This is a genomic window from Flavobacterium difficile (assembly GCF_011392115.1).
GTDB lineage: Bacteria > Bacteroidota > Bacteroidia > Flavobacteriales > Flavobacteriaceae > Flavobacterium > Flavobacterium difficile.
This window is the reverse complement of sequence record NZ_JAAJBT010000002.1, coordinates 523978-540079: the sequence shown is the minus strand read 5'-3', so window position 1 is coordinate 540079 and position 16102 is coordinate 523978. Positions and strand designations below refer to the sequence as shown.

The following is a 16102-nucleotide window of genomic DNA, read 5'->3' as shown; positions in this document are numbered from 1 at the left end:
TTATTTTCTTCTAAATATCGAACGAATTAACATATTTCCTAACTTTCTTTCCAAGCCACCTTTTGTTGTAGGCACACCAGTTTTTCTAGCAAAACTTTGTTTCATACCTGTTATGCCTAATAACCTTAAAAGTGAAAATGAAAAACCAAATTTTGACATAACTAACTTTTATACAACAATGTTTAATTCTGCAGGAGGTGGAGGTAATTCATTAAGACCAGTAACGTCTTTTCCACTATCTTCAACTTTTGTTGAGGAAACACCGATTGAAGCTGTTACCCATTGGAAAAATTTTCCAATACTAGCACTATCAGCTGTATCTAAACTAACCACATTTTCTGTAATTTGTTTTAAGATATTTGTATCTGCACCACTACCAGCCGCACATGCTACTGTAAAAGCGGTTTTACGTTGCTTAAACTCGTTTAAACCTGATTGCCAATCATCTGTAGGAATACCATCTGTCATTATGAAAACTAAAGGCTTCCAATCACCCTTTTGTTCCATAGTAGTTTTTGCCACCTCATTATCGATTTTATTTGAAACTAGTTTCAACGCATCACCTAAAGCGGTAACTCCTATTGCTTTAATATCTACCATTTGAAAGGAAGCTAAATCAGTCAAAGGAATAATTTGTTGTGCAACACTATCAAAAGTAATAACACTAATAAAAGCTGTTTCAATAGCTTGTGGGTTTTGTCTTAGTGAAGAAATCATTACTTGAACACCATTTTTAACGGCCTCAATAGGTTCTCCACTCATAGAACCTGATGTGTCTAACAATAAATAAACTGGTAATCTTCTCATTTTATAGATATTTAGATATTACTGAAAAAATTGTAGCTTTTAAATCTCTATCATTTGTAGGCTCACCAACAGCATTAAATTTCCACTCACCATTTCTCTTGTAAAATATTCCTAATACCATAGAAACTTTACCACTAAAAGTAGGGTCATTTGCAATATCATAAGTTGCAAAAACTTCATTTACCCTAGTTGGGGTTCCCTCATAGATGCGAATGGATGCGAATGGAATAATTTTAAAATCCTGCCCTTTAAAACTATTTAATACAAATGCTATTTTAGAAACGTTTGGATTTATTTTAGTCAAATCAACAGAGATAATCTCATTATCCAATCCATCATCGCCACCTGTATCCCCAACCAAATCATCACCACTATGCTTAATTGATCCATTTTCAGATTTTAAATTACCAAAATAAATAACCTCTAACGGATTCTTGTTATCATCAAAAGTAATACAGCTTGCATCTAAATCTACTGATTCAAACTTAGTATTGCCCCAAAATCCTTTTTTTTCAATTGCACCCCAATTAACACCAACACAAATATTTGTTAGTGAATCTCCTGAATTTTTTCTTAAATCAATTTTTTGACCTTTTGTTAAATTAATTGCCATTTTTATTGTTTTATATTAGTTATACTTGTTTAAATAATCTTGTAATCCACCTTTCATTCCCATACCAACTGCTTCAAATTTCCATTCATTGTTTCTCTTGTATATTCTTCCAAACTCAACAGCTGTTTCAATTGAGAAATCTTCATCTAATTCATACTTTAAAATTTCTTGATTAGTATTTGTATCAAATATTCTAATGAACGAATTTCTTACTTGACCAAAATTTTGCTTTCTAACCTCAGCATCATGAATAGTTACAACTAAACATATTTCAGATGCATTATTGTCAATTTTACCAAGGTCAACATTTACTTGTTCGTCATCTCCATCTCCATCTCCAGTTAAATTATCACCTGTATGAACCACAGCACCATCTGGTGAGCTCAAATTGTTGTAAAAAATGAAATGACCATCAGAAAGTAATTTTTTGTTTTCGCCTAACACAAATACCGATGCATCTAAGTCAAAACCTTGCCCTGTTGAAGATTCATTTGTATCCCATCCAAGTCCAATTGTAAATCTAGGAGAGTTAATATTTTCTCTTTGCCCTTTTTGTAAATTAATTGCCATTTTTAAATTGTTTTTATAGTTGTCAAATTTTTATTGTATTCTCTTATTTGATGATAATTGTTACTAATTGATAATAGGAATAACTCTTCTCTTCTGAGAGAATTTATACTATTCAACAAAAGCGTTAATTCATCCTCATTTAAATTTAAAATATACTTTACAATTCGAGTATTGAATTGAAAGTTGTCTCTGTTAACTACATCAATAATTTCTTCAATACCTTTTACTGAGAAATAATTAAAGTAATTTTCTATATTTGGATGTATGTCTTTGTTTACTAATTCAGCGAAATAAAGAAAGTAAAAGTCTCCTTTTACATTATATTGACTTAGGATTTTGTTCACTGTATGCTCATGACTACCAGTGATTTTAATATCATCTAAAAAAAGACAAAATTTCCCATTTATAAATTCTTTGTCTATATAATAGGTGTCATTTGAAATTAATTTAACTCTATCTTCAAAATCAAGATTCCCATAATCTGTAACATATGTTTGATTTCTGTAAATTTTTGATTCAATAGCTGCTTTTTTATTATTTTCAAATAGAAATTTGTTTAGAAATTCTTTAAAATAAAAACACAAAAAATTGGAAGCAGTTGGTATAGATAAATATGGACTTGGCAAAATAATAATTTCATTTTGTTCAAGTATTTTTTTACTGTTACTAATTATAAATCCATCGAAAAGTTCTTTAGCAAATTTTTTAGCAAAGTCTTTATCACCAAATTTAAACCAACTATAATCAGAAGGATTAAAGGTTAAATTACTTTTGGAAGTTATTTTATGTAAACTATATGATTTATTCAATTTGTCAATTTTTAAAATGTAAAGTTGAAAATCCGAAAGCTTTTGCTCCATCACAATCTGCTATCAAATTATCACCTATGTGGAGAACTTGGCTTTTAGAAAAACTATTTTTAATCGCTATTCTATCATAAACTAAGTTGAAAATTTCAATATTAGGTTTTGAATAATTACACTCATCAGAATAAATCTGAAAGTCAAAAAAACCACCTAAATTATTTTTATCTAATAACAACCTTAAGGTTTTTCCTTTAATGAAACCTGTATTACTCAAAACATTCATAGTTATACCATTATTTTTTAAATCGTTAAAAATTTGATGTGTATTACTATTAATAAACATTGGTTCATTTTCAAAAAAAATCTTTTCCGATTCTTTATAAAACTCCTCTAACATTTTTCGGTTCAATTTGTTTAAATCATAACCTAATGAACTCAATATTAAAAGATAAATCTCATCTGTATCTATATTTTTTCCAGTCTTTTCATTGATGGAATTACAAACAACATCATAGTATCTAACTTTTTGAGATACTATTTCAATGTTATACTCTATTTCAAAAAAATCTTTAAATAATTGATTTCTCTTCGATTTATAATTTGGATTTGATTTAATCAATGTCAACCATAAATCAAATGAAATATGTTTATAACCAAGTCCGACTAAAAAATCTATTGACTTTATTATTTCCAATTATTTAATTATTTGACCTGAATAATATTTTTCCAAAAAGTATCCTAAATCCGCTTTATATCCAATTCCAGAAGCTTCAAATTTCCACTGTCCATTTCGCTTGTAAAGTCTACCAAACTCTACACCTGTTTCAATTGAAAAATCTTCGTCTAATTCATATTTTGCAATTTCGGTATTAGAAGCATCGTCAACAATTCTTATGTATGAGTTTCTAACTTGACCGAAATTCTGTTTTCTTCTTTCAAAATCTTCAATTGTTACTACAAACAAAATTTCTTGAACTCTTTCATGAACCTTATTTAAGTCAACTTTAATTGCTTCATCATCATCACCATCGCTATTTCCTCCAGTTGGATCATCTCCTGTATGAGTCAGCGAACCATCGGGTGAATTCAAATTATTGTAAAAAATAAAATACTCTTCTCCAAGTAATTTTCTATTTTCATCTATCATAATTGCTGAAGCATCTAAGTCAAAATCATGACCCGTACCCTCATTAGGATCCCATCCTAAACCAATGGTAATTTTTGATAATCCAATATCAATTTTTTGCCCTTTTTGTAAATTAATTGCCATATTAAAAAAATAATGTAAAAATTTTAGTATCGTGAGAATTGTTTTTCATCTAATATCGTAATCCAATTATAATGTAATAACTGTGTGTTTTTATATATCCCCGTCAAATCTTAAACAAGTTCTACTTTTCAAAACTACCATATAAAAAAAAAATGATTTTACGGAAATCCGTAAAATCAATAAAAATTTTAATTTTAATTCGATGTAAAAGATTAGAATCTATTTGGAATGGAATAGAATTATCAATTAAATCAAGGTAATAAAGTAAAAATGTTTACGTTTAAAATAACTGTAGAAATGAGAAAATTATATTATTCTTAACCTATATTTTGATTAATTTAATCAATTAACTTTTTTTTCTTCTGGAAATATACTTATTGAGGTGAAAAAAGTGATGTTTATCGTTTACTGAGTAGTTTAGTAAATAAGTTCCATTGCATCAGAAGGATGCGAATCTAAAAGAAATTTTCCTACCGGAATTTTAGTTTGTTGACTCAGTATTCTTGTCGTCTCTTGACTAGATGTTACTTTTAAGGCGATGGCAGTAACCTTTTGCATCAACTGTTCTAGTAAAACTTCACGAACTTGAGCTTCTGCAATTAGTATAGCACTTTATTTGTCTTTTTCTGCTAAAGATAACCGATTTTGAAGTTCCTCTTCAAACTGATGGTCGCGAACTTGTTTCAGAATATCGGCATAACCGGCTTCATCTACTTTAAAGGCTTAATGACAATGGGGACATATAATTTCGTTCATAATTTTATAGTTTTTAGTGGTGCGTTTCTTGTTTTTTATATTTTATATCAACATTTATCAACATTTACTATGTTATTTCACGGCAAAATGTTGATATACATTTTCCTCTTCGCTCTACGAACACTTCTACGGAGTATTTTCCACCCCGCCTTTCAGGCACCCCTTCGAGGAGTGGAAGTATTGTGTAAAATTACCGTTCTTACTTCCCCTCTTTTTAAGAGGGGTGCCCGTAGGGTGGGGTGTTTTTTCCTCTTTATTAGTGAGCTTACCCCATTTTCAAGAGACGTACCTTAAAAACGGAATGTTTTTTCTTCTTTTATGAAAACCAAAGTGTCTTTTTTACTCTGATACGCCATAATTTGCTATAATATAATTTTCTAATTCTTTCATTACATTATCTAGATCTTGTTTTACTCTAAAATCAGAAATTCTATAAACATTCAATCCCTGATTAATTAGAAATTCTTCTCTCATTGCATCATAATCTTCATTATCATTATGACTAGAGCCATCAACTTCAATAATTAATCCTAAGGATTTTACATAAAAATCGACAATAAAATTTCCAATAATTCGTTGCCTGTCAAAATCGATATTCCAAAAACTTCTAGCACGAACTTGTCTCCAGAAAATAACCTCCGATAAAACGCCAGCTTTTCGTAGTGCCCGAGCCCTACTTCGCAATGCTTGATTGGCTGGCAGAATGGGTATATTTCTTCTGAAAATAGGATTGCCGTTTATATGTGTTACTATTTCTGTTTTCATTTTAGTTTTTTACTTATAATTTTCCCCTCTTTTTAAGAGGGGTGGTTGTAAGCCGGGGTGTTTTTTTTCACCGATTAAAAACCTTGGCACCCTTCCGGAACATTTTCCACACCGCCTTTCAGGCAACCCTCCGAGGAGTGGAAGTATTGTGTAAAATTACCGTTCCAACTTCCCCTCTTTTTAAGAGGGGTGCCCGTAGGGTGGGGTGTTTTTTCCTCTTTATTAGTGAGCTTACCCCATTTTCAAGAGACGTACCTTAAAAACGGAATGTTTTTTTCTTCTTTTATGAAAACCAAAGTGTCTTTTTTTATTTGACTTACTGGGATAAAACAAGTGCTAAAAATGGACAAAATACCAGTAATTCAGTGTAGAGCGTTGGACTGGGTGGGTGAAACTACTTCAGCGAAGCGTTCCTATTCTACTATCTGCAAAAATTATTATTTGTTTTAATGGGTTTAAAGATGTTGACTAAAAAACATAGCTTTTAATCAAAAATTTTCCATTAAAACGAATAAATGTAGCTATTAAGACAATTATTTTCCACTAAAACGATTAAAACGTACTTAATTTTCCATTATAACAAGCTATTATGATTTTGGCAATGGAAATTCTGTTTTCATTTTCCAATTTAAGTTGTTTATTTCTGTTTTTAATTGTGCTATTTCATCAATTAATTTTTGAAATGTTGGAGCTTCGTCATAAATCATCTCTGTCAACATGGTATTATAATCTGCTTCCCATTCTTTTATAACTTCTGTTGGTGGAATTGGATTTATAGTTTGAGGTTGATGCTTGTTGTAATCTACTTTGCTGATTCGGGTAAAATTGTGTCTGTGATTGACTATGGTCTCGTATAATTCGTTATCGTTTAAAGCTTTTTGTTTTATTTCGGTTTTTGATAATTGATAGATATCGTATAAGTGTCGGCTTAATCTTTCTATTCTTATGGCTTGTGTTGGTTTGCTAAATTCTTCGTGTAATAAAAATATTTTTTCCAAAAATGTTCTTTCAGGGACCACTGTAGGAACTTTTATACTTGGCATTGCAAAATTTGTATTAGGATAATATTCGTCTACTAAAGCATTAAATTCTGCTATTTTTTGTGGTTCTCTCAAGGAACGACAGCCTATTTCGATTTGGACTTTTGGTTGTATGTACCCAACGGATTCAATTACGTTAGGATAATACATTAGTATTATTTTTGGATCTTGGTCGGATTCTTGGGTGTTTATTATGTCCCAGTTTAGATTTGTGAATCCTTTTTCTATCATTTTTTGTATTAGCTCTGGATAGAATGTATTTGATATGTATTGATTTGCTGCTTTACGTAAGGCTGTAATGTCTTTCTTTTTTAGTTCGCCTTCAAAACCAAGAAATTTTGGGTCAATGGCTAAATCTACATCTTCTGAAAAACGACTTATCAGATTCCATGATTTGCTTAGTGATGTTCCGCCTTTGAATACTAAATGTTTACCTATTGGCATTTCAAAAATAGTAGCCAATATTTGGACTACCCACCAATCTTTTTCTACGGCAAAAGGTGGAATTTTTGATTCATCGCTTAGTTGTTGGTAAATGACTTTTTTGTCGGGATTTGGTATCGATAAGAAATTTATTTTTGTCATTTATAGTGCTTTTTGCATTATTTTTTGAATCCAAACTGGTGCGATTTTAATGTCGTGTATTAGATTTTTTGGATCTTCTTTTTTTAATAATTCTATTATTCTTTCTTCTTCTGTAGGCGTTTGGTTGTTTAGTCCAATTTCTTTGAGTGCTTGAATGACTAATTTACTAATAGCTCCTTTTGCCGAAAGGTTTTTGGGTGTGGTTTTTTTAAACTTAATGGTACGTTTACCTACCTTTATTTCTCTTGGAGAACCGTCTGTAAGTAATACAATTTTCATAGGCACTTGTGTACTCAACCCCAATGCATTTAGTGCGTATGAACCTGTTGGAAGTGTTCTTATTCTATCTCTTTTTGCGATGGCTTCTGCGACTTCTTCAGCGGAGGGTGTTAGTTTACCAATGTATTTACTGGTTTTTGGTCGAACATATATTCCTTGTGCTACTCTTGTAATGGTAGTTTCTTTTTCTAATCGATGTAATGCTAACCGTACTGCCTCAGAAGTTCCTAACTCCTGAAAATCCTCTGGAAATATTAGTTTTCCTTTTGGAATTTTTTTTATTTTTTCTGCTATCTTAGCCTCAACACTTTTCATTACTTTAGCTTTAAAAGTTGTAACAAATATATGCTAAATTTGTTACAAAATATACTATCAATTGCATTTCTTTCATTTGCGAACCCCTGTTGGCTTTTTAATGCTTTGTAATTTATTAACCATAAAGGGTTTATGTGTCTTTTTTACTTGTTTTTTGTCGCAAATAAAGGAGATAATTGCGACAAAAATTGTGTTGCGTAGACAATGATATTTTTATTTTATCATCTTGTCAAGTACTTTATTACTGGAAGAAAATCAATATTCCTACTATAACTAGGACAGATAAAGCTTTATAAAAATATAAAATCTTATTTTTTGTAATAGTATATTGATTTATAATAAAAAATACTTTTTCGATTATAAAATTTTTGTAATTGTTAATTTAAAAATTATTTAATGATAGAAACATACTCACCAATAATTTTCATTTGAACACCATTATCTTCATTGATATTTATAGGCAAATAAGTTTTGTCAAATGAGTGAGGTAAAAGTTGAATTCTCGTGTGACTCCATCCCTCTTCAGTGACAATTTTTTCGCTAGTGTAGGTCTTAACAGTAAATGCTGAATTAAAATCTAAATCTTGTATGTCAAAATTTTCTACCAATACAATTTTGCCATTTCTACTACCACCTGAGTAAAACTTAAATAAAGCTATTGAACCATTTGGAATAACCCTATTCATCGATTCACCAATAATTTTGCATGCAAAATAATCTTTTGTGTCTTTTATAAAACTTGGTGCACTAATTAAAGAATATTCATTGTCAGATTGTAAATCACTAAAACTACCTGCTGCTGCATAAAAATTATACAATGGAATTGTTTGTTCATTTTGTGGTTCTAAATCCAAAGCTAACCGTTCTGGAGTTTCGACATTTTTATCATCTTTCATTAGAGTTGTTTCAGAACTATTATCATTTATATAATCATATAATGAATCCAAAACTGGTGGAAAGACATTGAATCTTATTTTTACAACAGATACTTTTGCTCCCCTGTCATTATTCATTGAAGCTTGTATAACCATGTCCAAATTTGGTTGCATTTCACCCATGTAATAAAAATCTGTACCTTCGTCATTACTCTTTTTAATGAATAGTGGTAACCGAATTTTTCCATTTTTACCTAAGATAGATTGTACATCTTTACTTTCTATTTTACGGTTAGATTTAGACATCCAATCAAATTCTCTGGTATTTACAAATTCATCTTCATATTTAGTAGATTCTGAAATATGGTCTTCTTTATGATAATTGACAAATATTGGACAATTAGAATTATCTTGACTAACTAAATATCCACCAACGTTTTGTGCAACTGGATTTTCACTTGAATTCAAAATTCTGAAAACATCTTTTCTAGAATATTTATTGTATAAAATAAAACCATTTTGCCAATTTTCAGTAGTGAATAGATCATCATATCGTGAAATTGAATACTCTGTAGAATCTATAAGGAAATTTTTAAAAACAACATTTTGAAGGGAATTTTTAAAAGAATCTGAAAGGCAAAAAGTATCGTTATGAATGAATACTAAATCTAAATCGTAAATTTCTTTAACTGTTAGAAGTTTATTATTTTTTTTATCTCTAATAAATTCAAAATTCAAATTGACAAGGCAAGAAGCAATTGTTTCATCAGATACTGTATACATATACCTATTCTCAATAATTTTTTTAAATTTTGAAATTCTTAAGTTACCCTCATCGATTAAATGTTTCAAAATTATACTTTCTTCTACTCTTTTTGAATTATTTATTTCTTTTGAAAAAAGTTCAAGTAATTTAATTTCATCTTTTGTTAAATTAGAAGTTATATTACTATCAACTTTAATTACAAAATTATAATATGACTTAGAATATTCAATAAAAACATATGGGTCTCTTGCATTTTGTTGAACAAAATCCATCATCATAGGCGTCCTTCCCAACCTGTATTTTAATAAATAATAATCTTTTTTTAAATCAGTCAATAATTGCATATTAGCTGAATCGATTGATTGAAAAATACGTTCTTTGGTAATTTGATCAAAATTAATAGTAGAAGCCCCCGGAATCATTTTGCTTCCCTCTGTAATTAATTTTCGAATTGTATCCTTGTTGTAAGATGTATCGCCATATAAAGCTATGGGAATCAAATAATTATTTTGATAATTCCCTATAAAATCTATTACAGTCAAATAACCCTTTCCTTCAATTTTTCTGAGACCTCTCCCTAATTGCTGTATAAAAATTATCGCAGATTCTGTTGGTCTTAACATTATAATTTGATTTATCTTAGGTATATCTATTCCTTCATTGAAAATATCAACCGTAATAATATAATCCAATTTTTGTGTTAAATTATCACTTTCTAAAAGTTCAATTGCTTTTGCTCTAATTTCCTCTGAATCATCACCAGTCAATGATTGTGTTTTTAACCCTTTTTTGTTTAATAACCTAGCTAATTCTTTAGCCTCGTCTTTTCGTGAACAAAATATCAAACCTCTTAATATACCATTATCGCTTCCATAAAATTTCGATTTTTCAATAATATGATTAATTCGTTCATCAGAAACCAATTGATTAAAATTAGTTGCATCATCGATTAACTTTTCATCCACTATTAGATCTGTTACTCCGTAGTAATGAAATGAACTTAACATATTTTCAGACATAGCACGATTTAATCTTATTTCATATGCAATGTTATGGTCAAATTGTTTAAAAATATCATTTCCATCCATACGATCTGGTGTTGCTGTCATACCGAGGAGAAATTTTGGCTTGAAATAATTAATTAATCTCGTGTATGATTTAGAAGCAGAACGATGTGTCTCATCTATGATAATATAATCGAAAAAATCTTCTCTAAATTGTTCAAAATGATTAGCCTTTGAAATAGTTTGAACTGTTGAAAATATGAAATCACAATCCAATTCCTGTATATTTCCAGAGTACAATCCCATTTTTCGCGAATTACCAAAAACTTTTTTAAAAGTTTTCATTGCTTCTCTGGCTATAGTCAATCGATGTACAACAAAAAGTAATTTCCTAGGGTTAAAAGCTTTTGCATCAAAAGCCGATAAATATGTTTTCCCAGTGCCTGTAGCCGAAATAATTAAGGCTTTATTTTTAGATTTTAGTCGAAGTTTTACTAAATTTGCAAGTGCCTCTTCTTGCATAATATTTGGTAAAACAATTTTATTTTCTTCTTTTTCGTTTTTTAGAATCTCATTACTTAGCAGATACTGTTTTTGGTAAACTTCATTATATTCCTCAATAAATTTGGGAGTAACTACTTTAGCTTTATAGAAATCATCTTTAAATTCTTGAAGAACTTTATGAACAATACCGCTATTTTCTAGGGCAGACAACTTAATGTTCCATTCTTTATTTGTAGATAAAGCGCTTGCAGTTAAATTACTACTTCCTACGATTAAGTTGTAATGTGTTTGATTTTTGAATATATAACCTTTTGCGTGGGCATTTTCGGATGTAAGTATTCTTAATTCTATATTAGAAAAATGCATTAATCTTCTTAATGCTTCTGGTTGGGTAAAATTAAGATATTGTGAAACTAACACAAATCCTTTTACACCTCGAGCTTCTAAAATTTTTAGTTGATTTATTAAAGTTGCAACTCCACTAGTTGTGACAAATGCAACCGAAATATAAAATTCAGTACACAAATCAAATTCCCTAAGTATTGTAGTGAGTATTTTCTTGGGTGGTTCTTTTTGATTAACTAACAATTCAGGTTGATATGCTATATTAGAAAGTACTTCCTTATCTACAAACCCGGTAAATAAACTTTCCTTAAATCTATCGAGCATATTTTTTATTTTTTAATTTTTTTACTATCGGAATATCTGCAGCTGCCCAATCCAAACTTTCAAGTTCATCTACTTTTAACCAATTAAAAGCAATATGTTCATTTAAAGTTATTTCTTTTGAATTTACTTTGCATGTGAAACTATGCATTGTTAGTTCAAAATCGGGATATTGATGTACAATTGTTAAAAATAAAGATTGTATGTCGACTATTACATTTAATTCCTCAACTAACTCTCGTCTTAGAGCTTCTTCTTGAGATTCGCTGTCTTCAATTTTACCACCTGGAAATTCGTATTTTTCAGATATATATGACAATTTATTTTTTGCTCTTTGGACACAAAGAATTTCATCTTCAAAATGGATAATTGCTGCGACTACTTCTACTTTTTTCAAAATCAAAAAAATTAATTGTGTTTACTGTTCTTTAAAATATATTTTAAAATTTCAAATCTACAAAAAAGCTATCGATTTAAAAATGAGGAAATCCGTATTTACTATAAAAATAATAAAAAATACCAAAAACTATGCTAAGTTTAAGGTGTAAGGAATACTGAAAAGATTTTATTTATTTAGAATTAAAAATAGTTAAGGCATCGCTCGAAAAACAAAAATTTCTCATAAATATTAATTTAAGTTTGCAAACATTGTAGTTCTTTTGTTCATTTTGTTTCAATTTCGGGTTATGACTTTAACAACTCTTAAAAGAGGAAGACTCCTTAGAAAAAGATTTCTAATTTCATTCTGAATATCTCAATTATTATCATGATTGAAGAAAAAGTATCATTTATCTCTTGACTCATTACTAAATGCAATAACATTAAACATTTCTAGTATTTTAGAACTAAACATACTGCCATAGAGTGTTTCAATTTCCAACATTGATAAATGAGTAGTCAGATGGGTAACGGTTGAGTGGGCAACAAATGGCGCGTAGCGACTCATAATTATTTTTGCGATTACATTGGAATCGTGTCCAAATTGTTTGATGTGTTGTTCAGAGCCAAAATCGTCAAAACAATAGCCTGTCAATCGGTTCTGATGGTTTGTGTTTGGGGTATAAATTTCCAAAGCTGCAGAACCTTTTTTCGCAAAGGCAAAGGATACTTCTCGGCAGGTTGTAATTTTGTAAGCAAATTTTGGAGGAAAGAAAGGTTTTAACAAATGCATGAAAGCCGTTTTCCCGCATCCAATTTTGCCAGACAATAAAATACCTTTGTTTAAGTTAATATTTAATTTAGTAGCAGATTTTTCATCTCTAATGGCATACACAAGCAGCTGTTGAACAATTGAATAATCAGATTCACAAATCTTGAAGGCCTGACCAAATTTTTTTTTCCCTTGGTAAGTTAAAAAAGAAACACATCTGTTAAAATGGTAAATGCGACCAGTAGCTGTATCCTCGAAAGTTTCCTCAAAAGTTGTACAACTGCCCGGCAGCGTGTTCTGGGTATCGAGTTGGCCAATCATAGGATGGTGCGCTTCAACACTTCTGCTAGGCGCAACACTAGCTGGCTCAGGATTACGAAAATGGGCGGAACAGTTTTCCTGATGAAGCATCCAGTTTTGGGCTGCAGCTTTCCAATTTTCCATTTTGATAGGTTCACCCACTAACCATCCGTTTTTTTCGAAAGAATTGAAAAAGGTGGTAGCTTCAATTCGACTGTAGTTGTTTTCCTGAAAAAATGAGATGACATTTTCTAAAATTGGAAGGTTAAATTCGGACTCCAACTTCTTTTTTTCGCGCAACTTTTTTTCTTCTTTTTCTGAATTTTTTAAAAAAGAATTTTCATTTTTTCCATTTATGTTTTTTTGTGGACCATAAATAGTTTTATTATGTTTATAATGTTTATTAATGTTTATATATGATACCAGAGCTTGTTCAGTACTTGCACAGTGCTTTATTAGTGCTTGTTCAGCAACGGGTTCAGTAACAGGTTTAACAACTTGTTTAGCAACTTGTTCAATTTTTAAACTGGTTTTTACTCTAATTTTTTTAACCTGATATCCCTCAGTCAATTCTAAAACATGAACCAAACTTGGCTTAAATGGACTACCAGAAGGTTGGTACTTAATGTAGCCTTGTTCATCTAATTTTTTTAAACCATTTTCATATAGAGTTGGTGATCCAATTTTGCTAATTCGTATCATGTCATTCCTAGAAATAGCAATTGGATTTTGAAAGCGGTTTTTGTTCCAAGATTGAAACATAGCCAAATACAGGCTAATATGCATGGGTTTGAAATCTGGTTCTTGTAAAACTTTTTCGAAAAAGGTGGTAAGGTGTGTAATGTAATTCATGGCTGAAAATGTTAATGGGTTTGGCGGTTAGTTAATTTGAAATGTTCTAAAAGACAAAAATAATAATAAATACGTTTTAAAATTATAGCAGCAAAATAAAATAGAATAATTAACTTTTATACACAAGTTGTGTACAACCTTGTGAACGATTTTTATGAAGAACGAAGAGCACAACACTACTCCTACTCCTTTTTTGATGTAATATTTTTTTTGTAATCAAGTAGTTACAATGAAATGAGAAAGATTTCGCTTAAGCATAAAATTTGGTGTTTTTTTTTGCCTTTACACATTTTTTTTATACACAAACCTTGTGAGTAGAACTAAAATTCGTTTAAAAACGAACTGAAATCATATAAAATAGTTACGTTTAATTTAGAAATCAGTAAAAAGCTAAAACACAAAAAACAAAAACTCCCCGACATCGGAGGGACCTCACTAGCTAATCACACAATCCATCACCACAATCCACCCCCACAAACTTGTCATCCCCTCTTTTTTTGTCATCCCGACGCAGGAGGGACCTCACTAGCTAATCACACAATCCATCACCACAATCCACCCCCTCTTTTTTTGTCATCCCGACGCAGGAGGGACCTCACCAGTAAATCACATAATCCACAACCCACTATCTTGTCATCCCTTCTTTTTTTGTCATCCCGACATCGGAGGGACCTCACCAGCTAATCACACAATCCATCACCACAATCCACCCCCTCTTTTTTTTGTCATCCCCTCTTTTTTTGTCATCCCGACATCGGAGGGACCTCACTAGCTAATCACACAATCCACCCCCACTATCTTGTCATCCCGACATCGGAGGGACCTCACTAGCTAATCACACAATCCACCACAAAAAAAACTCCCCACCATAGCAGGGAGTCCAACATTACTTTTTAGAATATAAAAAAATTGCAGCAGATCTATAGCCAATTAAAGTACCTCTACAATATTTAGTACATTAAAAGCTCCGTTATTCAAAGAATACTGTTCACCATTCACCTCTTGAAAAAACTCAAGAAGCAAAACAACAAATTCAATACCAGTTCCGGTCGGCACCCCACTTGGAGTCAATGTAATTGTGGAAACAGCACCATTTATTGGTAAATTTGTAACAGCACTATAAGTAATAGCTGAAGCGCCTGTGGCAAAATCCAAATTCACAAAGCCACTTTGCAAACTAAAATGAGTAGCACCCTCTAGAAAACGAATTGCTTCAATAGGATTCAAATCTGTAAAAGTTAGCATTCCAGTTGTCGCATCAACTACAAACGGATTAAAAAACACACTTTTAAGGGTTGCTCGAATATTAAAATCGAAACCCTTTAAATAGGCTTTACCAGTGGCAGTAGCCAAACCGTTCACCACATTACGTTCACCCCGCACCGATACCAAATCCTGATTCTTAATGTCAAACATCACTTTCATCAAGCGACTCGATAGCTTACTATCTTTCGCTTTAAACACAAAACTCCCCACAGCATCACGCAACAGCTTTCCAGAGCTTGCACTTCTTCCAAACTCTCTGCCGTTTTCCCGGGTTCTAACAAACGCCGGATCATTCATAATTCTCTTTTTACTTACACCACCTTTGGTGCGCACTAAGTACCCGTCAGCACTTTTGTAGAAAGTCACATTATCTAATGTACCTTCAATCCTAAACAAACTTGTGTTTTTGGCCATTTTAAGTCGTTTTTAAATTAAACATACACAAAGATAACAGCCTCGTAAACTCAGTAAAAGCGATACTTCCGAATGCAAACAAAAAGGTATAAAATTGCCGATTTGTCACGTAATAGCGAGCCAAAAAATGCGTATTTTAGTACTGTTCTTAATAAGAATAAAACAAAAACCAAATGAAACCGAAACGAAGTTACAAATCCAAAAAAAGTAGTAACAATTGTAATTTTTAAGCCAAACAAATGAAGAGAATCTGCATTTACACATCCGACGTGATGCTAATCACAGGAAAAAGCGAAAGACAAGCGCGAAACATTATTAACGACATCAAAGCGTATTTTAGAAAAGAAAAACACCAATTCATTACCATTAAAGAATATTGCGAATATTCAGGTCTAAAAGTTGAAGATGTATTAGGTTATATAAAATAAGTCAGTCCCCAAACTATCCCGAACCAACTAAGTAGATAAAGCCTACATAGTAGGAAGAAACAGCTATCAAA

16 protein-coding genes are annotated in these 16102 nt (G+C 31.0%); 1 reads left to right on the top strand and 15 read right to left on the bottom strand.

Going from position 1 to position 16102, the window contains the following annotated elements; genetic code table 11:
* The 15 genes from G4D72_RS05410 to G4D72_RS05340 form a co-directional block, all read right to left on the bottom strand.
* Entirely contained in the window at positions 1-159 is a 159-nt protein-coding gene (locus G4D72_RS05410; protein WP_166076602.1) for a hypothetical protein, read from the bottom strand.
* A gap of 9 nt (positions 160-168) precedes the next feature.
* The gene (locus tag G4D72_RS05405; RefSeq protein ID WP_166076601.1) at positions 169-807 is read right to left on the bottom strand and encodes a vWA domain-containing protein; all 639 of its coding nucleotides are present in this window, start codon (positions 805-807) and stop codon (positions 169-171) included.
* Position 808: 1 nt separating this feature from the next.
* Positions 809-1420 carry a TerD family protein gene (locus G4D72_RS05400; protein WP_166076600.1) on the bottom strand — a complete coding sequence of 204 codons (612 nt, stop codon included), beginning with the start codon at positions 1418-1420 and terminating at the stop codon, positions 809-811.
* Positions 1421-1435: 15 nt separating this feature from the next.
* Positions 1436-1990, bottom strand: a complete 555-nt coding sequence (locus tag G4D72_RS05395) for a TerD family protein (protein ID WP_166076599.1) — start codon at positions 1988-1990, stop codon at positions 1436-1438.
* Positions 1991-1992: 2 nt separating this feature from the next.
* On the bottom strand, positions 1993-2799 hold the full coding sequence (locus G4D72_RS05390; RefSeq protein ID WP_166076598.1) for a phosphoribosyltransferase family protein: 807 nt from the start codon (positions 2797-2799) through the stop codon (positions 1993-1995).
* Positions 2800-2803: 4 nt separating this feature from the next.
* Complete coding sequence (locus tag G4D72_RS05385) at positions 2804-3490, bottom strand: HAD family hydrolase (protein ID WP_207784863.1); 687 nt, start codon at positions 3488-3490, stop codon at positions 2804-2806.
* Positions 3491-4066, bottom strand: coding sequence for a TerD family protein (locus G4D72_RS05380; RefSeq protein WP_166076597.1), 576 nt, complete (start codon positions 4064-4066; stop codon positions 3491-3493). It lies immediately after the preceding gene.
* Between the two features lie 417 nt (positions 4067-4483).
* On the bottom strand, positions 4484-4624 hold the full coding sequence (locus G4D72_RS05375; protein ID WP_166076596.1) for a hypothetical protein: 141 nt from the start codon (positions 4622-4624) through the stop codon (positions 4484-4486).
* Between the two features lie 537 nt (positions 4625-5161).
* The gene (locus G4D72_RS05370) at positions 5162-5587 is read right to left on the bottom strand and encodes an endonuclease domain-containing protein (protein ID WP_166076595.1); all 426 of its coding nucleotides are present in this window, start codon (positions 5585-5587) and stop codon (positions 5162-5164) included.
* 587 nt (positions 5588-6174) lie between these two features.
* Positions 6175-7212 carry a nucleotidyl transferase AbiEii/AbiGii toxin family protein gene (locus G4D72_RS05365; RefSeq protein WP_166076594.1) on the bottom strand — a complete coding sequence of 346 codons (1038 nt, stop codon included), beginning with the start codon at positions 7210-7212 and terminating at the stop codon, positions 6175-6177.
* Positions 7213-7806, bottom strand: a complete 594-nt coding sequence (locus G4D72_RS05360; RefSeq protein WP_166076592.1) for a DUF6088 family protein — start codon at positions 7804-7806, stop codon at positions 7213-7215. It lies immediately after the preceding gene.
* Positions 7807-8195: 389 nt separating this feature from the next.
* Entirely contained in the window at positions 8196-11624 is a 3429-nt protein-coding gene (locus G4D72_RS05355; RefSeq protein ID WP_166076591.1) for a DUF3427 domain-containing protein, read from the bottom strand.
* Positions 11614-12018: a (deoxy)nucleoside triphosphate pyrophosphohydrolase gene (locus G4D72_RS05350; RefSeq protein WP_166076590.1), complete on the bottom strand. Its 405-nt coding sequence runs from the start codon at positions 12016-12018 to the stop codon at positions 11614-11616. The genes G4D72_RS05355 and G4D72_RS05350 overlap by 11 nt, the downstream gene beginning before the upstream one ends.
* Positions 12019-12405: 387 nt before the next feature.
* A complete protein-coding gene (locus G4D72_RS13400; protein ID WP_235922451.1) occupies positions 12406-13923 on the bottom strand; it encodes a hypothetical protein in 1518 nt (505 codons plus the stop codon).
* A 930-nt stretch (positions 13924-14853) separates the two neighbouring features.
* Positions 14854-15603 (bottom strand): hypothetical protein, encoded by a 750-nt coding sequence (locus tag G4D72_RS05340; protein ID WP_166076589.1) that lies wholly within the window; start codon positions 15601-15603, stop codon positions 14854-14856.
* A gap of 239 nt (positions 15604-15842) precedes the next feature.
* On the opposite strand from G4D72_RS05340, the gene G4D72_RS05335 reads away from it, so the two are divergent.
* Positions 15843-16031 carry a hypothetical protein gene (locus G4D72_RS05335; protein ID WP_166076588.1) on the top strand — a complete coding sequence of 63 codons (189 nt, stop codon included), beginning with the start codon at positions 15843-15845 and terminating at the stop codon, positions 16029-16031.
* Positions 16032-16102 lie beyond the last annotated feature (71 nt).